General features: G+C 61.1%; 24 protein-coding genes. 13 read left to right on the top strand and 11 right to left on the bottom strand.

Annotated features, from left to right (window positions below):
• Positions 1-18: 18 nt before the first annotated feature.
• Positions 19-195, bottom strand: coding sequence for a YdcH family protein (locus tag ABDX79_RS08380; protein WP_346219819.1), 177 nt, complete (start codon positions 193-195; stop codon positions 19-21).
• Positions 196-426: 231 nt separating this feature from the next.
• On the opposite strand from ABDX79_RS08380, the gene ABDX79_RS08375 reads away from it, so the two are divergent.
• The 5 genes from ABDX79_RS08375 to ABDX79_RS08355 all read left to right on the top strand — a co-directional run bounded on the left by ABDX79_RS08375 (position 427) and on the right by ABDX79_RS08355 (position 3,417).
• The gene (locus ABDX79_RS08375; RefSeq protein WP_346219818.1) at positions 427-630 is read left to right on the top strand and encodes a YdcH family protein; all 204 of its coding nucleotides are present in this window, start codon (positions 427-429) and stop codon (positions 628-630) included.
• On the top strand, positions 627-1,139 hold the full coding sequence (gene purE / locus ABDX79_RS08370) for a 5-(carboxyamino)imidazole ribonucleotide mutase (protein WP_346219817.1): 513 nt from the start codon (positions 627-629) through the stop codon (positions 1,137-1,139). Before ABDX79_RS08375 ends, purE begins: the two co-directional genes overlap by 4 nt.
• Complete coding sequence (locus ABDX79_RS08365) at positions 1,136-2,209, top strand: 5-(carboxyamino)imidazole ribonucleotide synthase (protein WP_346219816.1); 1,074 nt, start codon at positions 1,136-1,138, stop codon at positions 2,207-2,209. The genes purE and ABDX79_RS08365 overlap by 4 nt, the downstream gene beginning before the upstream one ends.
• A gap of 173 nt (positions 2,210-2,382) precedes the next feature.
• Positions 2,383-2,508, top strand: a complete 126-nt coding sequence (ykgO, locus tag ABDX79_RS08360) for a type B 50S ribosomal protein L36 (RefSeq protein ID WP_007067880.1) — start codon at positions 2,383-2,385, stop codon at positions 2,506-2,508.
• Between the two features lie 117 nt (positions 2,509-2,625).
• A complete protein-coding gene (locus tag ABDX79_RS08355) occupies positions 2,626-3,417 on the top strand; it encodes a tetratricopeptide repeat protein (protein WP_346219815.1) in 792 nt (263 codons plus the stop codon).
• A 118-nt stretch (positions 3,418-3,535) separates the two neighbouring features.
• Here the strand turns inward: ABDX79_RS08355 and ABDX79_RS08350 are convergent, their stop codons facing one another.
• The 3 genes from ABDX79_RS08350 to ABDX79_RS08340 all read right to left on the bottom strand — a co-directional run bounded on the left by ABDX79_RS08350 (position 3,536) and on the right by ABDX79_RS08340 (position 5,561).
• The gene (locus ABDX79_RS08350; RefSeq protein ID WP_346219814.1) at positions 3,536-4,825 is read right to left on the bottom strand and encodes an NAD(P)/FAD-dependent oxidoreductase; all 1,290 of its coding nucleotides are present in this window, start codon (positions 4,823-4,825) and stop codon (positions 3,536-3,538) included.
• A gap of 3 nt (positions 4,826-4,828) precedes the next feature.
• Positions 4,829-4,990, bottom strand: coding sequence for a DUF3096 domain-containing protein (locus tag ABDX79_RS08345; protein WP_346219813.1), 162 nt, complete (start codon positions 4,988-4,990; stop codon positions 4,829-4,831).
• Positions 4,991-5,132: 142 nt separating this feature from the next.
• Positions 5,133-5,561, bottom strand: coding sequence for a secondary thiamine-phosphate synthase enzyme YjbQ (locus ABDX79_RS08340; protein ID WP_346219812.1), 429 nt, complete (start codon positions 5,559-5,561; stop codon positions 5,133-5,135).
• Between the two features lie 114 nt (positions 5,562-5,675).
• Here ABDX79_RS08340 and ABDX79_RS08335 point away from each other — a divergent pair, with 114 nt between their 5' ends.
• The 3 genes from ABDX79_RS08335 (at position 5,676) to ABDX79_RS08325 (ending at position 8,640) form a co-directional block, all read left to right on the top strand.
• Positions 5,676-6,653 carry an alpha/beta hydrolase gene (locus ABDX79_RS08335; RefSeq protein ID WP_346219811.1) on the top strand — a complete coding sequence of 326 codons (978 nt, stop codon included), beginning with the start codon at positions 5,676-5,678 and terminating at the stop codon, positions 6,651-6,653.
• 253 nt (positions 6,654-6,906) lie between these two features.
• Entirely contained in the window at positions 6,907-7,776 is an 870-nt protein-coding gene (locus ABDX79_RS08330; RefSeq protein ID WP_346219810.1) for a L,D-transpeptidase, read from the top strand.
• Between the two features lie 144 nt (positions 7,777-7,920).
• On the top strand, positions 7,921-8,640 hold the full coding sequence (locus ABDX79_RS08325; RefSeq protein WP_463671136.1) for a L,D-transpeptidase: 720 nt from the start codon (positions 7,921-7,923) through the stop codon (positions 8,638-8,640).
• Positions 8,641-8,777: 137 nt separating this feature from the next.
• On the opposite strand, the gene ABDX79_RS08320 is transcribed toward ABDX79_RS08325, so the two are convergent.
• From ABDX79_RS08320 to flhA, 6 genes are all read right to left on the bottom strand, one after another.
• Positions 8,778-9,242: a hypothetical protein gene (locus ABDX79_RS08320; protein ID WP_346219809.1), complete on the bottom strand. Its 465-nt coding sequence runs from the start codon at positions 9,240-9,242 to the stop codon at positions 8,778-8,780.
• Entirely contained in the window at positions 9,239-9,592 is a 354-nt protein-coding gene (locus tag ABDX79_RS08315; protein WP_346219808.1) for a flagellar protein FlgN, read from the bottom strand. Before ABDX79_RS08315 ends, ABDX79_RS08320 begins: the two co-directional genes overlap by 4 nt.
• 130 nt (positions 9,593-9,722) lie before the next feature.
• Positions 9,723-10,115, bottom strand: coding sequence for a rod-binding protein (locus tag ABDX79_RS08310; protein ID WP_346219807.1), 393 nt, complete (start codon positions 10,113-10,115; stop codon positions 9,723-9,725).
• A gap of 62 nt (positions 10,116-10,177) precedes the next feature.
• Positions 10,178-10,588 carry a hypothetical protein gene (locus ABDX79_RS08305; RefSeq protein ID WP_346219806.1) on the bottom strand — a complete coding sequence of 137 codons (411 nt, stop codon included), beginning with the start codon at positions 10,586-10,588 and terminating at the stop codon, positions 10,178-10,180.
• Positions 10,585-11,337: a flagellar biosynthetic protein FliR gene (locus ABDX79_RS08300; protein ID WP_346219805.1), complete on the bottom strand. Its 753-nt coding sequence runs from the start codon at positions 11,335-11,337 to the stop codon at positions 10,585-10,587. Before ABDX79_RS08300 ends, ABDX79_RS08305 begins: the two co-directional genes overlap by 4 nt.
• Positions 11,334-13,448, bottom strand: a complete 2,115-nt coding sequence (gene flhA / locus ABDX79_RS08295) for a flagellar biosynthesis protein FlhA (RefSeq protein WP_346219804.1) — start codon at positions 13,446-13,448, stop codon at positions 11,334-11,336. The genes ABDX79_RS08300 and flhA overlap by 4 nt, the downstream gene beginning before the upstream one ends.
• 374 nt (positions 13,449-13,822) lie before the next feature.
• Here flhA and pqqA point away from each other — a divergent pair, with 374 nt between their 5' ends.
• The 5 genes from pqqA (at position 13,823) to pqqE (ending at position 17,227) form a co-directional block, all read left to right on the top strand.
• Positions 13,823-13,900, top strand: a complete 78-nt coding sequence (pqqA, locus tag ABDX79_RS19685; RefSeq protein ID WP_007067894.1) for a pyrroloquinoline quinone precursor peptide PqqA — start codon at positions 13,823-13,825, stop codon at positions 13,898-13,900.
• A gap of 43 nt (positions 13,901-13,943) precedes the next feature.
• Positions 13,944-14,864, top strand: coding sequence for a pyrroloquinoline quinone biosynthesis protein PqqB (gene pqqB, locus ABDX79_RS08290; RefSeq protein WP_346219866.1), 921 nt, complete (start codon positions 13,944-13,946; stop codon positions 14,862-14,864).
• Positions 14,865-14,869: 5 nt separating this feature from the next.
• The gene (gene pqqC / locus ABDX79_RS08285; protein WP_346219803.1) at positions 14,870-15,625 is read left to right on the top strand and encodes a pyrroloquinoline-quinone synthase PqqC; all 756 of its coding nucleotides are present in this window, start codon (positions 14,870-14,872) and stop codon (positions 15,623-15,625) included.
• On the top strand, positions 15,622-15,900 hold the full coding sequence (gene pqqD, locus ABDX79_RS08280; RefSeq protein ID WP_346219802.1) for a pyrroloquinoline quinone biosynthesis peptide chaperone PqqD: 279 nt from the start codon (positions 15,622-15,624) through the stop codon (positions 15,898-15,900). Before pqqC ends, pqqD begins: the two co-directional genes overlap by 4 nt.
• Before the next feature lie 187 nt (positions 15,901-16,087).
• Entirely contained in the window at positions 16,088-17,227 is a 1,140-nt protein-coding gene (pqqE, locus tag ABDX79_RS08275) for a pyrroloquinoline quinone biosynthesis protein PqqE (RefSeq protein WP_346219801.1), read from the top strand.
• 2,949 nt (positions 17,228-20,176) lie between these two features.
• On the opposite strand, the gene ABDX79_RS08270 is transcribed toward pqqE, so the two are convergent.
• Positions 20,177-21,028 carry a tetratricopeptide repeat protein gene (locus ABDX79_RS08270; RefSeq protein WP_463671135.1) on the bottom strand — a complete coding sequence of 284 codons (852 nt, stop codon included), beginning with the start codon at positions 21,026-21,028 and terminating at the stop codon, positions 20,177-20,179.
• Positions 21,029-21,065 lie beyond the last annotated feature (37 nt).

Genomic DNA, 21,065 nt, shown 5'->3' with positions numbered 1-21,065 from the left:
CCCGGACCTTGCGCGGTCTTACTGCAACCCGCCGCGCAGCCGCTCGATCTGATCCTTCAACTGAAGTTTCCTGAGCTTCATTTCCTTGATTTCCGCATCGCTTTTCGAGGGTTGGGTCGTCATCGCGGCGACCAACTCGTTGTCGAGCACCGAGTGGCGCTGTTCAAGCTTCGCGATATGGTTTTCCAAGGACATCAGAATCTCCTTCCGTTGGGAGCCCGGCAGGCCAGAACCCATCCGGGCAGAACAGTTAAAGCGTGTCACAAAACCGTCTTGCTGTCGAACGGTTCCGTCGCTGTTCCTTTGCAAACGGTTTCGCGCCCGCTATCGATAATGTCGGGGTTTTGCTAAACAGCCGCCAGATTTGACGCGAACACGTTTTCGCGAACGATTCGCGTTTGCGCCAAAGAACGAGAAGGGGACGCGATGGCGGACCAGGAACAGGCTTTGCTGCGGATGCAGACCGCAAAGCTTCGCCAGGAGCATGCCGATTTCGATGCCGCGATCGAGGCGATGGAAGCCTTTGGCTGCGACAAGTTGCGGATCCAGCGCATGAAGAAGAAAAAGCTCCTCATCAAGGACCGCCTTCAGGAACTCGAAGACCAGATCATACCGGACATTATCGCATGACCGACCGGATCTTTTCGCCGCGCGTCGCCATCATCATGGGCAGCCAGTCCGACTGGCCCATCATGAAGAACGCCGCCGATACGCTGACCGAGCTCGAAATCCCCTTCGAGGCGAAGATCGTCTCGGCCCATCGCACGCCCGACCGGCTCTATGAGTTCGCGAAAGGCGCGAAAGCGAATGGCTATCATGTGGTGATCGCAGGCGCAGGCGGCGCCGCCCACCTGCCCGGCATGACGGCCTCCATGACCCCCCTTCCCGTCTTCGGCGTACCGATCGAGTCGAAGGCCCTGAGGGGTCAGGACAGCCTGCTTTCCATCGTGCAGATGCCGGCGGGCATTCCGGTGGGCACACTCGCGATCGGTCGCGCCGGCGCGGTCAATGCGGCGCTGATGGCGGCAAGCGTCCTCGCGCTCGGCGACGACGGAATCGCATCCCGGCTCGATGCCTATCGCAAAGCCCAGAGCGAGCGCGTCACGGAACAGCCCGTCGACGAGGAGCCCGTGCGATGAGCGCGCTGCCTCCCGGTTCAACCATCGGTATTCTTGGCGGCGGCCAGCTTGGCCGGATGCTTGCCATGGCCGCAGCGCGCCTCGGATATCGCACGCTGGTGCTCGATCCGAACAAGGAATCGCCGGCCTTCCAGGTGGCGAACGAGACGATCGTCGCGGCCTATGACGATCTTCGCGCACTTGCCCAGCTGACCAGTCATTCCGATGTCGTCACCTACGAGTTCGAGAACGTGCCCGTCGGCCCGGCCCGGCAGGCGATCGTCGAAGCCGATCTCTTTCCACCGCCCGAGGCGCTGGAGGTCGCGCAGGACCGCGTGGTGGAGAAGGCCTTCCTCAACGGGATCGGCGTTGAAACGGCGCCCTGGCGCGCGATCGACAGTGTGGAAGAACTCGGCCACGCGCTGATCGACATCGGCACCGACTGCATCCTGAAGACCCGTCGCTTCGGGTATGACGGCAAGGGGCAGGCCAGCATCCGCAAGGAAGGGCCGGTCGCCGACGCCTATGAGAGCCTCGGCTCGAAACCGTCGATTCTCGAAGGCAAGGTGCCCTTCGCATACGAGGCCTCGCTGATCGCGGCACGGGGCAAGGATGGAAGCGTCGCCTGTTACGATCCGGCCGACAACGAGCACGGTCTCGGCATCCTGAGGCGCTCTACCGTTCCGGGCCGGGTCACGCCGCTCGTGGCCGAGCGGATGGTGGAGACTGGCCGGACCATTCTCGAAAAGCTCAATTATGTAGGCGTCATCGGCGTCGAATTCTTCGTGCGCGCCGACGGAACCATCCTCGTCAACGAGCTCGCGCCTCGGGTCCACAATTCGGGGCACTGGACGGAAGCGGCCTGCGCGATCTCGCAGTTCGAGCAGCATATTCGCGCCATTACCGGTCTCACGCTCGGTGATCCGATGCGGCACTCCGATTGCGTGATGGAAAACCTGATCGGCGACGAGATCAGGCGGATTGAGACGCTCGCCGGAGAAAGCGATGTCGTTCTGCACCATTACGGCAAGATCGATGTCAGGCCCGGACGGAAGATGGGGCACTTCACGCGGCTCAAGAGACTGTCGTGAAGATGTCATCCATTGCCGCCGGAATACACCGGCGGCGTTGACATTCCGGCTGACGCTGGATAAATCGCTGTCAACACATCTGAATGGACGAACGCGTCTAACGGCGCGTTTTTTGTTTGCGCGACGGCAAGCGAATTCGATCCCGTCGCTAAAGAGACGACCGGGAGACCGCTATGAAGATCAAGAACTCGCTGAAGGCCCTCAAATCCCGCCACCGCGAAAACCGCATGGTGCGCCGCAAGGGCCGTATCTACATCATCAACAAGCAGAACCCGCGCTTCAAGGCTCGTCAGGGCTGATATGCGCGTGTTGAAAATCGGCTGAGGCGCATCGTCAATCGGTGCGTCTCACGGTATTTTCAGTTTGACGGCTTTCATGAGGTCGATAGTCTCGGGCTCATGAAAGCCGTTTTTCGTTTGCCCTCGATTCTCCTTCTCACGACCGCGCTCGGCCTTACGCCGACGACGGGTGGTGCCCAGGAGACCCGTAATCCGTCGATCATCAATCCCGACGACGGTGCACCCGGCGCGATGCCTGAGGTGCCACTTCCGCCGGGGTCCGGTGAAGAAGGCCCCATGGTGAGGCCGGCCCCCGATGCCGAGCCGGACGTGCCACCCGAAGCGTTTGGCGTTCCTCTCGACGATGAGGAGGATGGAACGGCCGATTTGCCACCCGGAAACGCGGACGGCGCCGCATCGACAGATCTCGCCGAACCGGCCGAACAGCAGCCCGAAACGCTGGATACGCTCTTTGCCGACCTGAAACGGATCAGCGACGAGGACGAGGCCAAGCGCACCGCCCGCAAGATCCAGCGGCGCTGGCAGGACAGCGGCAGTGCGACGATCGATCTCCTGATGCGCCGCGCGACCCAGGCCATGGGGCACAAGCAGAACGACGCCGTCCTCGATCTGCTGGATCAGGTTCTGGTTCTGGAGCCCGATTACGTTGAGGCCTGGAACCGGCGCGCGACGGCGCATTTTGCCAGCGGCGACTACGGCAAGTCGATCTCCGATATCGAGCAGACCCTTGCCCGCGAACCGCGCCACTGGGGCGCGCTGATGGGCCTCGCGCTTATTCTCGAACGCACCGACGAGAACGAGAAGGCGCTCGAAGTCTACGGCGAGGTGCTCGACGTTTATCCGGCTCTCAAATCGGCGCAGGATGCCGTGGGCCGGCTTTCCGAAAAGCTCACGGGCCCCTCGATTTAAGACGGGATGCGGTATCATACGAAATCCGTTTGATCGCTACGCGATAACGGATCTGCAAACGCTCACCCGCCGTCTGGGGCTTCGATACGGTACCCGGCTTGATCAAACGGATATCGTATCAGCCATGCAGTTTGAGCGCAGGCCCCTTGGTCGGCGAGATTGAATCGGCGAAGATCGCGACCGTTCCCTTCAGATAACCCAGCACGGACCACTGGTGCCGGCGCTGGATCGAATCATAGGCCGCGCGTGCGAACTGGCCGTGGACGAGGATATCGTTCTTGGACCGGAACAGACTGATACTTCCCACGGAGCCGCCACTGGCGAGTGACAGAAGGCGTCCCTTATCGTCATATTTGAAGTCGTTCGGCGTTCCGCCAGCGATCGCCCTGGGAAGAGCGCTGGCGAGATAGGTGGCCTGCTGGCTCGCGCACTGGGCCGTCGGCGGCAAGGGCGCGGCATCGGGCTCCGACTTGAAGCTTGCCGCATCGCCAAGGGCATAGACGCGATCGTCGACCGTGGTTCTCAATTTGCCGTCGACGGAAATTCGCCCTTTCTTGTCCATCTCGAAATCGCAGAGACCGGCGAGACACGGATTGCCCACGAGGCCGGCGGCCCAGACCGTGATATCGGTCGGCCAGCGTTCGCCATCGGCGGCGACAACTGCGTTCTTTTCGACGGCCGCGATCTTGGCGTTGGTTTTCGTCTTGATATCGAGTTTATCCAGACGTTCCAGCACGGCCTTGCGCAGTTCGTCCGACGCTCCCGGCATGATTTCGGGGGCTGCCTCCAGAATGGAGATATCGAGAAGCGGCGGATCGCTTTCCAGCACAGCCTTGTTGATGAAGCCGCGTTCGGCCACCCTGAGATGAGCTGCAAGTTCGGTGCCGGTTGCCCCGGAGCCGACGATCGAAATCCGGGCCGGTTCGCGATTTTCGCGGGCACGCAGGATCGCGGCGATGAACAGATCGCGGAAATCGTCGGCATCGGACTTTTCGTCAAGCCGCACGGCATGTTCGGCAACGCCGTCCGTGCCGAAATCCGGCGTTACACCGCCCAATGCGATGACGAGACGGTCATATTCGATATTGCGAGCGGGCCCTTGGATCGAGCCGTGCTGGCTGCTGACGCCGGCGAGGTGAACCGTTCGTGCCTGCCGGTTGATCGAGAGAACCTTTCCCTGTTCGAAGGTGAAGCCGCGCATCGCGGCAAGCATGTAGAAGCTCATCTCCGAAAGCGTCGAATCCACCGTGCCAGCGGCAAATTCGTGAAGGCGCGGCTTCCAGACATGAGCGCCATTCATATCGACCAGCGTGACCGAGAGCCCCTCCTTCCCGGTCAGATGGCAGGCAAGTTCAAGCCCGCCGGCTCCCCCTCCAAGGACGACGACCCGTTCCTGACCCGTGCTCATAGATCAATTGCCCGCGGTGATCTGGTTGATCAGATCTGGAAACAGCCCGGTGAGCCCAACAAAGATCAGATAAAGGGCGACGATGTAGCTGAGGAGCCTGGGCATGATCAGGATCAGCACACCCGCGATCAATGCAACGACAGGCTGAAGCGTGATGATTTCCATGGGGATAGTCCTTCGGTGGATTGGTTGAAGTTAGTTTTAGCGCGTTCCGCACCAAAATCTCGTCGCTGACCTGATGCTTCTGGTGATGATCAGCGGCGTTGACGGAGCGATGCCCGTCAGGATCGGGGCGGTACCAGAACCGTCAGCCGCCGCGGATTTCGCCGGCGAAATGGACGACGATCTCCCGGCGATGCGGCCGCGCCCGGTGCTCGACCAGATAGACCCCCTGCCAGGTGCCGAGCATCATCCGGCCCTTCGAGACCGGAACGGCCAGATGGGTGCCCGTCAGCATGGTCTTGATATGGGCCGGCATGTCGTCCGGCCCCTCGATGGTGTGGACGTAGTCTTCGTCCTGCGGAGCCAGCCGATCGAGCGCATTCAGAAGATCATGACGCACATCGGGATCGGCATTTTCCTGGATCGTCAGTGAAGCGGAGGTGTGCCGGATAAAAAGCGTGACAAGTCCGTCGCCCGCCCCGGCGGCGTTCAGACGCTTCGCGATCTCCGCCGTGACATCGGTAAAGCCTTGTCCGCGTGTCGCGATCTCGATGGTTTCGATGTGCTGCTGCATGATGTCCGCGTCCCGGTCTTGTCCTGTCGTCCTGCGCCTTCAACTGGCAGGCTTTGGCGCCGGGTCTAGATGACGCGGCAGCAGACGCATTCCAAACCACGGGCCACCTCTTCCATGTCTTCTCTTCCCGACGCCTCGACCTTCGATCCCGCTCACATGCCGGACGATTTACGCGACCTCAACGCCTATCTCCGCAGCGAGCATGACAAGCGTCCTGACACCTGGTCCTTTCCGATCGAGACGGTTCGCAAGGCAAGGCTCGAGGGCAAAGGCATCTTCCCCCAGCGCCAACCGGACCCCGATGCCGAAATGTTCTTCGTTCCCGGAAGGGACGGACGGGCAATCCCCGTGCGGGTGATGCGGCCAAAGACCCGAGAGGCCCGCGGGACGTTCCTTCACATCCATGGCGGCGGCTGGGTGTTCGGCGAACCGTTCGAGAGCGATCCCCGCCTGCGGCAGCTTGCAGAAGCGACAGGACTTGCAACGGTATCCGTCGACTATCGGCTGGCGCCGGAGCATCCGTTTCCGGCGGCAGGCGACGACTGCTTCGAGGCAGCTCTTGCCCTGGCTGCCGGAGACATCGCGGATCTGCCGACCGAATGGCTCGCAATCGGTGGCGAGTCGGCCGGGGCGCACCTGTCTGCCCTCACGCTCATCCGCCTGCGGGACGAAGCCGGCTCGCAGCCGTTCCGGGCCGCCCTGCTCGTGGCCGGCTGTTACGACATGGGCATGACGCCGAGCGTCAGGAATTTCGGAGAAGATCGGCTGATCCTGAATACGCGAGACGTCGCGACCTTTTCCTCGCTCGCCGTTCCCGAACCCGAAGCCCTGCGGGACCCCAGAAACTCGCCGCTCTACGCCGACCTCACTGCCCTGCCCCCGGCCTATTTCTCCTGCGGCACGAAGGATCTGCTCCTCGACGACTCACTCTTCATGGCAATGCGCTGGCGGGCGGCCGGAAACGACGCCCGGATCGCCCTCTACAACGGCGGCTGCCACGTCTTCGAGGTCTTCGGTACGCCGACCGGGCTGAAGTCCCTCGCAAATGCGGAAGCCTTCCTCAACGGCGAGATCGATCGCTCTCAGGCTTGATACCGACGGTTTTTGAGCCGTGCGCCGGACGAGAATTGGCCATGGGCCAAATATTGTCCGGTGGCGTGATACCTCGTTCCGGCCGATCCAACCGGGCGGCGTCTCGAAATCCGCGCGGCATCTCATCGCGAAACCGATCGTTAACCTTTCCGAATAATGGAGACATTCGCTTAACGTTTCGGTTTCCCACACCCGACACAATCGAGAGCAATCAGCCGGCTTCAGGCCGGCGCGTCGATTGGACCGGACCTTAATGGATCACCATCTTCCCAAATTCGCGATCGCCCTTTCGGCGTTTCTTGCCATCGGCTCCCTCAGTGCGGCCGTCTCAAAGGCCGAAGCGGGCCAGCGTTATTACCAGCAACAGCCGGCGGTTGCGCCGCAGGAGGCCCGCGAAGCGTGGCTGCAGCAGCTGAAGCGCTCGCAACGGGTCAATGCCGCCGGTGTCGTCTTCGGCGGAGCGCAACCGAGGCAACGGGTCAGCAGCGGGCGCAGCATCTTTTCCCCCGATCCGTTCGGCGCGCGGCAGGTGATCACAAGGCAGCCGGCGGCACCGCGCTATGCACCGCAAACAAGGGCAACGCGCCAGTCGGTTCAGCCCCGGTATCCGCGCACAGCTGCGACTTGGCAGAACCCCGTCCGGGAGGTCGCACCAAGGCGCGTGACATCGCCGGAATTCCTCCCGCAACGTGTCCCCTATCAGACGAGCCAAGCCGCAGGGACGATCGTCATCGATACCAATGCGCGCTTCCTTTACCTCGTTGAAGCGAACGGGATGGCGATGCGCTACGGCGTCGGCGTCGGGAAGCCCGGCTTTTCCTGGCGCGGAACACATAACATCACGGCCAAGAAGGAATGGCCGAGCTGGACGCCGCCGAAGGAAATGATCGCCCGCGAGAAGAAGAAGGGGCGCGATCTGCCAGCCTTCATGCCGGGCGGCGTTGCAAATCCGCTTGGCGCGCGCGCGCTCTATCTCGGCTCAACCCTCTACCGCATTCACGGCACGAACCAGCCCTGGACGATCGGTCAGGCCGTGTCTTCGGGCTGCATCCGGATGCGAAACCAGGATGTCGAAGAACTTTACGAGAGGGCGCGGGTCGGGACGAAAGTGGTCGTCCTCTGAGCGACCGACGACATACCTATACGTAACATTCACCGTATAGTTGGAACCTTTCGGCGTGCAAGCGTGTTGGAACGGCGGCGAAATTGTGTTAAAATTAAGTCAAAGACCTCACGAGAAGGTCCGACCATCGGCTGGAGAAACCTGATGTCTTTCGGAAAGTGGCTCATCGGCGCCGCTGCGTCTGCGATTGTCGCAACCAGCTCGATCTCGGGCGCTCATGCGGATTCGCGTGTCTACAACTACGCCACAGGAACCTGGGAGTCTGCGGACAGTCCGCGCGTAATGCGTCGCACGATGATGCAGCAGCGACGCCCTTCCGCCGCTTTCAACCGGACCGCCGTCAGCATCGAGACGAGCGAAAAGCCCGGTACGATCATCGTCGATACGCGCCGTCGCTATCTCTACTTTGTTGAGCCGGGTGGCCGCGCGACGCGCTATGGCGTGGGCGTCGGCAAGGAAGGCTTCGGCTGGTCCGGCAATATGAAGGTCGGACGCAAGGCGGAATGGCCGGACTGGATTCCGCCGAAAGAGATGGTCATCCGCGAGCGCCGCAAGGGCCACATTCTGCCGGCGCGCATGGCCGGCGGGCCCAAGAACCCGCTCGGCGCCCGAGCTCTCTATCTCTATCGCGGCGGTCACGATTCCCTGTTTCGCATCCATGGCACGAACCAGCCATGGACCATCGGCCGGCGGCTCTCTTCAGGCTGTATCCGCATGATGAACGAGGACGTCGCCCATCTTTACAGCCGCGTCCCGAGCGGAACGAAGGTGGTGGTGATCGGCCCCGAGGGCCAGGGCGGCCGCGGGGTCTATCGTGAAACCGGCATTGCGGGCGGTCTGCTGAGCGGCATCTTCGGCGGCTGATTGGGCCGCTCACTGATTGAGCCCGGTTCAAGAGTTGGCCGGCGGTCATTCGGGATCCGGGAAACATCAAGGCCGGGACGTCGAACGTCCCGGCCTTTTTGGTGCCCGTCATATGTCCCGCAAATTGGACGATCCCGTCAGGCCGGTGCGCGGGTCGATCCCTTGGGAATATAGTCGAACTGCTCGACCAGAACCTCTTTGACCAGATCTTCCCCGTAGCGCGCGTTCACCGAGACTTTGATCGTCTCCATGAGCACCGACAGATCGTAGCGCTGAGGATTGTCGAAATCGAAATTGTCGCTGGCGTAGAGGCGGCGGAAGGCCTCGTCCAGCACGAACGGCTCAGGCGGCACAGCGAGTTTGTTCGCGATAGTCCCATCGATCGTGTAGACGAAGCGTGCAATGATATATCCCTGAAGCTTGCTGTCAGAGATCATCGGAACGGTGATCGCGTCCGTCGAGCGATAGTCGAGGCCGGCGTAATAGTCGGCGTGCTCTTCCTTGGCCACCTCCTCGGATCCGCCGGACATGGACATGACAGCATAGCTGGAGCCGAGGGCGACGACGATCGCCCACACACCGACGATGATGAGCTTGATCACCGGACACGTCCCGCGAATTCAGGCCGGCTTGAATAGGTGCCATCGGATTCGGCCGCCTCGATCGACCGCGCCATGATCGCCGAGATTTCGTGGCTTGCCCTGACATGGCGCGCGAGCACGGTCTCGTTCTCCTGGAGGCGCTGACGCAGACCGGCAAGGCGCTCGCGCGTATGGCCATCGAGGCCGTCGACGCTGAGGCCGCGCGTCAGCCGCGTCAGTTCGAGCAGAGACTGGTTCTTGCGGCCGGCCGATTCGAGCAGATCGATCCGGCGGCCTTTTGCAAGAGCGTCGATTTCACTGGTGAGCACCGCTTCGAGACGGTCGACGGCATTGGAAAGGGCGGTCTGCATGAAGTGTACTCCTCTTGGGGATGTGCGCCGGAGCGAAATGCGGCAGGTCGAGAGCGCCATTCCGCTCGAAGTCTTCGGTCTGCAGCACGGGTTTGGTCAAAAAGGCCGCCTGCCGTCACAGCGTCACGGATTACGGCATGGTGGTCGAAGCAAGCACTGCGTCGAACCGCATTCGAGCGCTCTGGCCTTGCTGGGTCCTGATTTCGCCGGCAGCGTCCGTTTCAATGCCCCGGTCCTTGGCGATCGTCTCCGCGATACCGATACCGCCGGCCCGGGCAATCTGCTCGCCGATCTGCTCGGCCATCATCGAGCGCCAGATATTGCCGGCCGTGCCGGAGCCGAAGAAGTTGGACGCTTCGGATGGCAGCATGGCTTCGACGAAGCTGCGCAGGGTGAAGGATTCGAATTCCTGCATCGGCGTAAGCTTGTCGACCTCGTGGGCGACACGCGGAGCCATACGGGCCACAGGTTCGGCACTGGCAGATTGAACGGGTCTGATCCCTTCGATGGGCGATGAGCTCATGACGGAACGCGCCTTCCTCTATCGGGCGAAAACGACTTGTTAAGGAATTTAAACGCGGCGGCTTATCTGAGACTGTTTGAAAGCTGCGCGAGAAAACTTTCGATATGGCCTTCGAGTTCGGCCGCACCCTCTTCCACCGCCGCATCCCGCCCTGCCCGCTTGGCCTTGCGTTCGACGCCCTTCTCACGGCGCCGCGCTTCGGCGAGACGCACCTCGCCCGCCTTGAGGTTTTCCTCGTTCTCCCGACGCACGAGGTCGTTCCGGCGCAAGCTTTTGACCTTCGCCTCGATAAAGAGGCCGTGAAGCTCCGAAGTGGGATCGAGACTTTCCAGGATTGCCTGATCGACCTGGTCGATCTCGACACGCTTCTGTTTGAATTGCGCCAGCGCCCATTCCTCGATCTGACGCTTCTGGACCTGAACCCTCAGGACGCGCTCGAGCCGCTTCTGCTTCTTTCTCGAATCCGCGCTCATCCGTTCATCACCCAGCCTTCGAAACTGTTCATGAAGATGATCAGGAAGTCACCGATCACATAGCTGAACAGGAACAGGCCACCTGCGAGAACGAAGGGCAGCGAGATGAAATAGACGGGAATCTGCGGCGTCAGCTTGTTGGCAAGGCCGATCGCGAAATTGACGACGACGGCATAGAGCACGAACGGGCTTGCGATACGCAGACCGAGGACGAAGGTGAGCTTGAGATTGTCGGTGAGACTGATGAGGCTCGCCTGCACGCCGAAGCCGTCCGATGCAGGCAACGCGTTGTAGGAATCGACGAGCGCCCGGGCGATCTCGGCATGGAGGTTCGTCACGAAGATGAGCGTGGTCGCGGTTATCGTGATCATCGTTCCGATGACCGGGTCGGGCGCGTCTTCATAGACGGGGCCAAGCTGCTGGCCCATGCCGATCGCGTTGGCGATGACATAGCCGAAAAACGAAAGGGCAATCAGGAAGCACCGGCCGAGAAGGCCGATGAAGAAACCGATCATCACCTCCGAGAAGATGAGCTTCAAGCGCCCGGCATCGGTTGCGCCGACGACGAGCGGCTCGATCTCAGGCAGGAGCAGGGGCGAGAGAGCCAGCGAGATCGCAAAGCCGAGAAAGAGGCGGACCTGCGTCGGAATGCGGTTCGAGGAATAGCCGGGCAGCAGCATGAGACAGGTCCCGATCCGGCAAAAGATCAGGAAATGCGCAAAGATGAATGCTGACGCGGCCTCGCTCACGAGATTGATCCGATAGACTTCAACTCGACGCCGCGCGCGATCTCCACATGGGAGAGCACGGGCAGATTGACGAAGATCCGCTCGATCATCATGCGCACGTAAGGACGTGCATCGGGCGCCGCGACGAGTGCGAAGACCTCGCCCTGATCCATCTTTTCGCGAATGACCTTGGTCGCCTCCTCCGCGAACTGTTCCACGATGCGCGGATCGATGTCGAATTCGACGACGTCGCCCTTGGCATCGCGCTTGAGGGCCTGATGGAAGGCAAGATCCCACTGGTTTCCAAGGCGCAGGACCGAGAGCGTTCCATTGTGCAAAAGGTCGCCGCAGATCTGCTGCGCCATGCGCATGCGCACATGCTCCACGATCTGCTCGGACCGCCGGACATGGGGCGCGATCTCGGCGATGGCTTCGAGGATGAGGTTGAGATTGCGGATCGAGACGCGCTCGGCAAGCAACAGTTTGAGAACCGACTGGAGCCCCGAATAGGACATGTGGGTCGGGATGATCTCCTCGATCAGCCGCTTGTATTCCGGCTCCAGGCGATCGATCAGCGCCCGCATGTCCTTGTAGGAGAGAAGCTGTGCAAGATTGTTGCGCAAGATTTCCGAAAGATGGGTGAGGACGATGGTAAGCGTGTCGATCGGCTCGTGCCCCTGGCGCTTCACCTCCGAGGCGAAGCTCTCCGAAATCCACGCAGCCTTCATGCCGAAGGCCGGCTCCTTGGTCATGTCATGGGGCACTTCGGGCGGCGGCATATCGCCGAGCACGATGAGAAGCTCGCCGAGGCGCATCTCCTGCGTCGCCACCGTGGTGCCGTGAACCTTGATCTCGTAGCTCTTCGGGCCGATGGCGAGGTCGTCGGACAGCTTGATCTCCGGGACGACGAAACCGTAGCGCGAGGCAAAGCGGCGGCGCATCTTCTGCACGCGGTGGGCGAGTTCGTCGCGCTGCAGGAGAAGATGGGCCGACATCTGCTTGCCGAGGACGAGCTCGATCTCGACGATCTTCAGGCTCTCTTTGACCGAGTTTTTCTCGCTTGCGACGGCGGCCTTCTCCTCGGCCTGCTTCTGTGCGGTTTCCTGGGCGATCGCTTCGGCCCGGCGCTTGGGGATGACGAAGGCGACGAAGGCGAGCATGCCGCCGAGCGCGGTGAAGGGCACGAAGGGCAGGCCCGGCATCAGCGCGAGACAGATCATCAGAGCGGCCGCGACCGAGAGAGCGCGAGGATATTTGCCGAGCTGGCCGACGACCGCGAGCTGGGCTGCGCCGCGCGTCCCGCCCTTGGAGACGAGAAGGCCGGCTGCAAGAGAAATGATGAGAGCCGGTATCTGGGAGACGAGACCATCGCCGACGGAGAGCTTGGTGAAGACGTCCGCCGCCGAGCTTGCATCCATGTCATGGCGCATGATGCCGATGATGATGCCGCCGAAGATGTTTACCCCGGTGATGATGAGGCCGGCGATTGCATCGCCGCGCACGAATTTCGAGGCACCGTCCATCGCGCCAAAGAACGAGGATTCCTCTTCCAGCTCCTTGCGCCGGGTCTGGGCTTCCTTCTCGTTGATGAGACCGGCGGACAGATCCGCGTCGATTGCCATCTGCTTGCCGGGGATCGCATCGAGGGTGAAGCGCGCGCCGACCTCCGCGATACGGGTCGCGCCCTTGGTGATCACCATGAAGTTGACGATGATCAGGATGGCGAAGACCACGAGACCGATGAAAAAGTCGCCGCCCATGACGAAGTTCGAAAAGCCACCGATGACATGGCCCGCAGCGTTCACGCCCTCATGCCCCTCTGACAGGATAACGCGCGTCGTCGCGATGTTGAGCGAGAGGCGCAGCATGGTCGCAAGAAGCAGGACCGTCGGAAAGGCGGAGAATTCGAGCGGCTTCTCGATCCACAGAGACACCATCAGGATCAGGACGGCGAGTGCGATCGACAGGGCGAGCCCCATGTCGATCAGGAATGACGGGATCGGAACGAAGAGAACGGTGAGAACGAACACCACCGCCATGGCGAAGAGGATTTCACGGCCACCCTTGTTGGTTTCTCGGCCGCCTGAGCCGATTGCGGCAAGGGGCGCGCTCTTCATCGTGTCGATCGCCATGGCTCGTGCCTTCGCTTTCGGTGCCAACAGTCAGTTTTGTCGGGTCCGAAACTTACGGCAGGCAGCATCGCCGCCCGCCAATCGTTAAGGACCGGTTAACGCTTATCGGGCCTCAAGCTTGCGCCGGGGTGAGCCAGTCGGGAACAGGGCAACGGAGAACGACTGAAACGCTTTCGAGTTGGCGGAGGCGGGCTCGCGACCTATGGAAATCCGTGCTTTTCGGCACCCCCGACCGAGCCGGGACTTTTTCCCTTATCCATTGGTCGCGCGTGAACGACCCTTCTATACCGGCCCCCCTTTTGCTATGTAAGAGTCGGTTGGGCACCGGTGCCGAGCATCGGATTGCTCGCAGAGAACACAAATGGGAGACTAGAATGGCCTGGAATAAGCCCGTTATCACCGAAGTTTGCGTTGCAATGGAAATCAACGGCTACATGCCGATCGAATTCTAAGTTGCAGACCATGTCTGATAGCCGTGGGCGGGGGAAACCCCGCCTGCGGCTTTTGGTTTTAGGGGCCGCTGCAGGAGGCGGCTACCCCCAGTGGAACTGCCTGTGCGAAACCTGTCGCCTCTTCTGGGACGGAGACGAGAGAGTTCGCGCGAGTTCACAATCGTCCATCGCCGTCACGGCTGACGACGAAAACTGGCTTCTGCTCAACGCCTCGCCCGATCTGAGACAACAGATCATGCAGCTCGAGCCCATGCGGCCGAACGCGACGTCAATTGCGCGGGACGGCGCGAAACGGTCCTCGCCGATCGCCTCCGTCCTTATCACCAATGGCGATGTCGATCACACCGCCGGCCTCCTGACGCTTCGCGAGAAGCAGGATTTCACGCTCTACGCGACCGGCGGCGTCCACGATATCATTTCGGCCAATCCGGTGTTTCAGGTTCTCGATCCGAACCATGTCGCCAAGCGCAAGATCGCCGTAGGCGAGCCGTTCGAACCGGTCCCCGGCCTCACGGCCGAGCTCTTCTCGGTTCCCGGCAAGGTGCCGCTCTATCTCGAGACGGATAGCGTGGATGTTGGCGAGGAAAGCGAAATGACCGTGGGCGTCAAGCTTTCGGCCCACGGGAAGACGCTGTTCTACATCCCCGGCTGCGCCCATGTGCCCGAAAGCCTGAAAGCGCGTGTATCGGGAGCGGATGCCCTTCTCTTCGACGGGACGGTCTTCGTCGACGAGGAAATGAAGAATGCCGGTGTCGGCGTCAAGACCGGCAGGCGCATGGGCCACATGCCCATCTCCGGTGAGGGCGGGAGCCTTTCCGCTTTCGACGGCGCGATAATCGGCGAGCGCGTCTATATTCACATCAACAATACAAATCCGATCTGGATCGATGGATCGGGGGAAAAACAGACAGTCGAGGCGGCCGGGTGGCAGGTCGCCTATGACGGTATGGAACTCGAGCTATGACCGAAATGATGTCCAGATCCGATCTCGAAGCAGCGCTTCGCGAGATCGGCAAGACCCGCTATCATTCCAATCATCCCTTCCAGATCATGCTTCAGGAAGGCCGGCTTTCGCGCGAACAGGTGCAGGCCTGGGCGCTGAACCGCTACTACTACCAGTCAATGATCCCGGTGAAGGACAGCTTCATTCTGGCACGGCTCGGCACGGTGGAGCTTCGCCAGGAATGGCGCGAACGCATCATCGACCATGATGGCTCTCCGGAGGAACGCGGCGGTATCGTCAAGTGGATCGCGCTGACCGACGGTGTCGGGCTCGACCGCGATTATGTGATGTCGGGGAACGGTATTCTGCCGGGCACCCGGTTTGCGGTCGACGCCTATGTGCATTTCGTGCGCGAGCGCACGCTTCTGGAGGCGATCGCATCCTCGCTGACGGAGCTGTTCTCGCCGAATGTGATCGGCATCCGCACGAAAGGGATGCTGGAGCATTACGACTTCATCTCTCGGGAAACCCTCGCCTATTTCGACAAGCGCCCGGTTCAGGCCAAGCGCGACAGCGATTTCGCGCTGAACTACTGCCTGGACAACGCCCGAACGCCGGAAGATCAGCAGGCGGTAATCGAGTCGCTCAAGTTCAAGTGTCAGGTTCTCTGGGCGCAGCTCGACGCGCTGATGCACGCCTATGTCGAACCGGGTCACCTGCCCTTCGATGCCTGGCAGCCCGGAACCATGCTTGCCCAAGAAGCGAGCCAGGCAGCCGAATGAGCGACCTTGCGGACGATACGATTCCAAACCTTCCGCACGGCGTGAGGTTTCGCGAGGATAAGGCGCGTGGCGGGTATATTCTCGTCGGCCCCGAGCGCATCTACAATATCGACGGCGTGTCCGTGGAGATCCTGAAGCGGGTCGATGGAAAGACCAGTCTTGCCGGCATAGTGTCCGACCTCGCGACGGTCTTCACGGCCGACGAGGCGGTGATCCGGCCAGACGTGGAAGCCTTTCTGATCGACCTTCGCGACAAGCAGATGGTGGCGCTTTAGCCATCGATCTCCGTCATCTTCGGGCTCCATCCCGAGGATCCAGCGCGGAAAGACGGTGATAGACGCAGGCGACCGGGCACTATGAGGTGCCACCGCAAGCGGAACGACTGGATGCTCGGGTCGGGGCCTGAGCATGACGAGCCGATGGTCGAGACGATCATCGCAGGCTGAGCGTAGGAGGAACACCATGAGCGAGACCCTACTGGACGAACGCCCGCAGGCGAACGCCAAGCCGAAGCCGCAACCGCCGATCGGCCTTCTGGCCGAGCTTACCCATCGTTGCCCCTTGCGCTGCACCTACTGCTCCAACCCCATCGAACTCGAGGGCCGCTCGGCGGAGCTCGATACCGAGACGTGGAAGCGGGTGTTTTCCCAGGCGGCCGAGCTGGGCGTCATCCACCTGCACCTTTCGGGCGGCGAGCCCTGCGCGCGCAAGGATATCGTCGAACTCACCCGCCATGCCGCTGAAGTCGGCCTTTACACCAATCTCATCACCTCCGGCGTTGGTGTGAAGGAAAGCCAGCTCGATGCGCTATTCGAGGCTGGCTGCGACCACATCCAGCTCTCCATGCAAGGGGCCGACGAAGAGATCACGGTCGCCGTCGCCGGCATGAAAGGCGCGTTCGAGCGCAAGCAGGCCTTCGCCAGGCAGGTGGTGGCACGCGGCTTCCCCCTCACCCTCAACTCGGTCATCCATCGCCAGAACATCCATCAGGTCCCGGTGATGATCGAGAAGGCGGTGGAATTCGGTGCGAAACGCATCGAGATCGCCCACACCCAATATTACGGCTGGGCGCTGAAGAACCGAGCCCATCTGATGCCGTCCAAGGCCGATGTGGACAGGACAATCGAGCAGGTGGAAGAGGCCCGCGAGCGGCTGAAGGGCACGCTCGTCATCGATGCGGTCTTTCCGGATTATTACGCGAAGTATCCCAAGCTCTGTAACGGTGGATGGGGTACGCGCACGCTGTCCGTCACCCCATCGGGCAAGGTGCTGCCCTGCCATGCGGCCGAGACGATCGAGCATCTCGACTTCTGGTCGGTGCGCGACCATGACCTCGCCGATGTCTGGTACAAGGGTCCGGCCTTCGAGGCTTATCGCGGCACGGACTGGATGCAGGAGCCGTGCCGTTCCTGCGAAAGGAAGCATGTCGATTTCGGCGGCTGCCGCTGTCAGGCGCTTGCCCTCGTGGGTGAGGCAGCCGCGACCGACCCGGCCTGCGTGAAATCTCCGCACCACGACCGGATCGGCGATCTGGCCCGTTCGGAATCGGCCTATGCGCCCGATCCGAGCAAGGTGAGCTACCGCCTGATCGGCGCCGCCTAACCTTAGGTCATTTTAAGTATTGACGCGGGTTAATTCTTGCGCAACTCTCACGCCAGCGTGCGGGAGAGACACTCATGGCTGCAGCCGATCAGGACGTCCTCGAGCAAGAGACCCCCGATGAACCGCATGACACGACCGAGCTGTCAGGCAAGGATGGCACGACAGTCCGCCGTCAGGCCGTGCTTGTCATTCACGGCATGGGCGAACAGCGCCCCATGGAGACCCTGCGTTCTTTCGTGCGAGAGGTGTGGGAGAAAGACACGCGTCTGACGCGGAAGTTCCAGAACTTGCTATCGCCCGAGCAATGCGAACCTCCGCGAAAAGCAAAGCCGTGCTTCAAAGCCGACGACGAGAACTGGATCAATCACCTCTGGATCGTCCCGGATGCACGAACTGGCTCTGCCGAACTGTCGCGCATCACGACGCCGCCCGACAATGATGGCACCAGAACCGATTTTTACGAGCTCTACTGGCAAGACATTATGCAGGGCACGACTTGGGAGCACACGAAGGCCTGGGTCTTCGGGCTTCTTTTGCGATGGCCTTATCAGGTTCCCAAAGGTGTCAGGAGCGCCTGGTATTTTCTGTGGATGCTCACCATTTTCACGGTTGGCTTCTCGTTCGTTGGCTTGATCAAGACATTTGACAGGATCGGGGAGAATCAAGCGAGTAATAGCCTGCTCACTTTCCAGAGTTGGGTCGAAGAAAACTTCAAGCGTCTTGTCGACACAGTTTACTGCAGTGTTTTTGGGGTTTGCGAACCGCCGCCGACAGGCGGCTATTTGTCATACTGGCTCAGTCAAGCCATCCAATCGGCCCGAAGCGTTCCGGATATAAACCCGGAAACTCAAATCTTCACCCATGCGACGACGCTGGCTTCGGTCCTCGCCTTGGCCATGGCGCTTTATGTGTTTTTCAGCTCGAGGACACGGCTCCTTGAGACCTGCAGGAGCTTTTCTGCGAAATCCGTTCACCCATCGTGGCTCCCCAATGGCACAGATCTGTGGGGGGCCGTTCTCTTCTGGTCACTCCTGGTGTTCGTATCGGTCTTCTTCACCCTCTGGGCCGTATCTGCGTTCGGGGCTTGGCTCATCGTGATCGGCCCGGCCATCGGCATGTTCGCCCAGAGTGTGATCGTTCCCTATCTCGGCGATGTGGCGCGTTATGTGCTGATCAACGGCGCAACGGTCGAGAAGCGCGCTGCCGTTCATGAGCGTGGCTTGAAGCTTCTACGAGCGTTGCACAATATCGAGAAAGCCCCGGAGGGCGGCTGGAAAAAGGGTGGCCCACCACCAGCCTATTACGACCGCGTCATCGTTGTCGGGCACAGCCTCGGAAGCATCATCGCATACGATCTCCTGCGCATGTTCTGGCAGGAGGCCGGACTTCGCAAGGGCATTGAATTCGGGGCTCGCGTCGACGAGGCGGTGGATGATGTGGTGACGGCCGCATCGGTGGCAGACACGGAACGGCAAAATCGCGTGTTGAAGACCGATCTCGAGACACGATCGATGGACTGTCAGCGCCTGTGGCGATTCTGCGCGTCACGCGTTCCCAAGCCGGTTCGGCTCACCGGAAAGCAGGTCGACAAGCGCCAGATGGCGCGAGATCCGTGGACCCGCGAAAACTTGCGAAAGTACCGGCTTGCCCAGCGTAAGGTTTCTACTGCGCTTGCGAGAACTTATGCTGACATGGTGGACGAGACGCGGGTCTTTCAGGAATTTCGCGATGACTCCAAGCCACTCACAGTGCGTGCGTTTTCTCCCCGCCTTCACGAGATCAGGCGGAGCCGCGGCGAAACCACCGCCATTCCTTACGAAGACGTTCGCGCGATCACGGACAGATTGCAGACCGGCGCCTCCCTGGAAGATATTCCGCTTGTCTGGCGCATTTCTGATTTCGTGACCCTGGGCAGCCCACTCACCCACTGCGAGTTTCTGCTCGCGCGCGATCACATCGCGCTTGCCGAACTTGTACGCGATCGGCAGCTGCCCATATCGCCGCCCCTCGCCTCAGCCCCAATTCTCCACACCGGTTGTCCCCACGAGACAAAATCATCGGAATTCCGACTGATCGTGGAACCGAATGGCGAAGTACGCAATCCAAAGGTTACAGACCTGGAATTCGCCTCCAAAGGTTTCCAGCGCGAAGCCGACGACATGGCTCCAGCCTCCGTTTGCCACGGAACCGCTTCTAGCGGAAAGCCGGCCCCGTCATGTCTGGCGACCGCTTATTCAGCTTATAAGCTCCGCCTCCCCGACGCCACGGAACGCAGACGCGGCAAGCGCCTTCGCCCGCAGCACGCATCGATGTTCGTCGCGACGCGATGGACCAACATCTACGATCCGCTAAAGCACATCTTTTGGGGAGACTTTGTTTCCGGGCCCACGGCCGGCCTTTCGGCCGAACGGCTGATCAGCAAGAAAGAACAGCAAGGATTTTCGGAAATCTCGCGACGCCGCGATCTCAGAGAGCCCGGTTTCGGCTTCGGCATCAGAGACTTTGAAGTCAGAATGAAACGGCCTGCAAGATTCACCGTTCTCAGCCGTCTCTTCACCCATACGCTTTACTGGGACGGTGCATCATCCGGCGACTGGACGCAGTGGAATGACTACGAACGTCATTTCCAATACGCCACGGTCGAGTCTTATCGCTGCAAGCTTGGCAAGGATTGCAATCGGAAGCGAGGCCATTGTCGCAGGGATGCCAACCGGCGAGGCTGTGACCTTCATGAAAGCGTCTACGCAGCGTTGAAAGACGATCCCTGTCGGGCGCAGCATGTGGCAGCCCTCAGAATAGCACTCGACCTCAGCGACGATCTGGACAATGACGAAAAAACTCCGTCGGTCGAACCCGATGGGTGTGTTGGTCCATCCTGTTCAAAATCCTGCAAGGAGACGTCGTCGACCGAGCAAGCTCCGCCACCGCAAGAGCCGCCGAATTTACGGCTCACGCCCGCGTTCGGCTCATACCTTCCTTGGCAGGCACATAGTTCGGATCGAGCTGTGCGGCCTTGGCGTAGGAGCGGAAGGCCTTCTGGCGGTCACCCTGCCGCTCCAGGAGAACGGCCTGGTTGACCCAGTATTCCGCCTTGCTCTGGTCGAGTTTCAGCGCTGCCTGGAAGTCGGTGGCGGCGTTTTCCACGTCGTTGAGAGCAAGGTAGGAGACGCCGCGGCCGGAATAGGGCTCGGCGGCGTTCGACTGAAGCGAGATCGCCTTAGAAAAGTCCTCGATCGCTTGGGCGTGCTGGCCGTCCAGCTGATAGAGCAGACCGCGATTATGGTAAGCGCGCGGATCGGTCGTGTTGAGGTCGATGGCGCGCTGGAAATCGGCGAGCGCTTCCCGGTTGCGGCCGGCAAGCCGGTAGATATTGCCGCGCCCGATATAGGCCGAACTATAGTTCGGGTTGATCTGGAGCGCCCGGTTGTAATCCTCGACCGCCTTCAGGCGCTCTCCGGTCTGGCGATAGATCAGCGCGCGGTTCGCATAGGCCTGATAGAAATTCGGGTCCAGTGAGATCGCCGTCGTGAAATCCTCTATCGCCGCCTCGTTCTGGCCGGAACGCCCGTAGGCAGTGCCGCGAACGTTATACGCCTCGGGGTCCTGCGGATTGGCGTTCACGGTCTGGGTCAGCGAGGAGATATTCTGATCGAGCCCCTGATTGGCGTCGAGCGCAATCGCATTCACCATGGGCTCACCGCCGGTCTGGCACCCGGTAAGAAGAAGTGCCGTTGCAAGAATGGCATAGGCCGGCCTGAAGCAACTGCGAGGATTGCGGACGGTGACGGGCTGCAGCTTCACGGTTCGAACGAGCTCCGGATGCGGTGACGATCAAGGA

Origin of the sequence: Fulvimarina fulva (genome assembly GCF_039652615.1) — a bacterium.
In the GTDB taxonomy this organism is placed as follows: Bacteria; Pseudomonadota; Alphaproteobacteria; order Rhizobiales; family Rhizobiaceae; genus Fulvimarina.
This window is presented reverse-complemented; position numbering and strand designations above follow the sequence as displayed.

Bases quoted from the DNA above. Each gene is read 5' to 3' on its own strand.
- ABDX79_RS08380 (WP_346219819.1), bottom strand. From the start codon at position 195: ATGTCCTTGGAAAACCATATCGCGAAGCTTGAACAGCGCCACTCGGTG.
- ABDX79_RS08375 (WP_346219818.1), top strand. From the start codon at position 427: ATGGCGGACCAGGAACAGGCTTTGCTGCGGATGCAGACCGCAAAGCTT.
- purE (WP_346219817.1), top strand. From the start codon at position 627: ATGACCGACCGGATCTTTTCGCCGCGCGTCGCCATCATCATGGGCAGC.
- ABDX79_RS08365 (WP_346219816.1), top strand. From the start codon at position 1,136: ATGAGCGCGCTGCCTCCCGGTTCAACCATCGGTATTCTTGGCGGCGGC.
- ykgO (WP_007067880.1), top strand. From the start codon at position 2,383: ATGAAGATCAAGAACTCGCTGAAGGCCCTCAAATCCCGCCACCGCGAA.
- ABDX79_RS08350 (WP_346219814.1), bottom strand. From the start codon at position 4,825: ATGAGCACGGGTCAGGAACGGGTCGTCGTCCTTGGAGGGGGAGCCGGC.
- ABDX79_RS08345 (WP_346219813.1), bottom strand. From the start codon at position 4,990: ATGGAAATCATCACGCTTCAGCCTGTCGTTGCATTGATCGCGGGTGTG.
- ABDX79_RS08340 (WP_346219812.1), bottom strand. From the start codon at position 5,561: ATGCAGCAGCACATCGAAACCATCGAGATCGCGACACGCGGACAAGGC.
- ABDX79_RS08335 (WP_346219811.1), top strand. From the start codon at position 5,676: ATGTCTTCTCTTCCCGACGCCTCGACCTTCGATCCCGCTCACATGCCG.
- ABDX79_RS08330 (WP_346219810.1), top strand. From the start codon at position 6,907: ATGGATCACCATCTTCCCAAATTCGCGATCGCCCTTTCGGCGTTTCTT.
- ABDX79_RS08325 (WP_463671136.1), top strand. From the start codon at position 7,921: ATGTCTTTCGGAAAGTGGCTCATCGGCGCCGCTGCGTCTGCGATTGTC.
- ABDX79_RS08315 (WP_346219808.1), bottom strand. From the start codon at position 9,592: ATGCAGACCGCCCTTTCCAATGCCGTCGACCGTCTCGAAGCGGTGCTC.
- ABDX79_RS08310 (WP_346219807.1), bottom strand. From the start codon at position 10,115: ATGAGCTCATCGCCCATCGAAGGGATCAGACCCGTTCAATCTGCCAGT.
- ABDX79_RS08305 (WP_346219806.1), bottom strand. From the start codon at position 10,588: ATGAGCGCGGATTCGAGAAAGAAGCAGAAGCGGCTCGAGCGCGTCCTG.
- flhA (WP_346219804.1), bottom strand. From the start codon at position 13,448: ATGGCGATCGACACGATGAAGAGCGCGCCCCTTGCCGCAATCGGCTCA.
- pqqA (WP_007067894.1), top strand. From the start codon at position 13,823: ATGGCCTGGAATAAGCCCGTTATCACCGAAGTTTGCGTTGCAATGGAA.
- pqqC (WP_346219803.1), top strand. From the start codon at position 14,870: ATGATGTCCAGATCCGATCTCGAAGCAGCGCTTCGCGAGATCGGCAAG.
- pqqD (WP_346219802.1), top strand. From the start codon at position 15,622: ATGAGCGACCTTGCGGACGATACGATTCCAAACCTTCCGCACGGCGTG.
- pqqE (WP_346219801.1), top strand. From the start codon at position 16,088: ATGAGCGAGACCCTACTGGACGAACGCCCGCAGGCGAACGCCAAGCCG.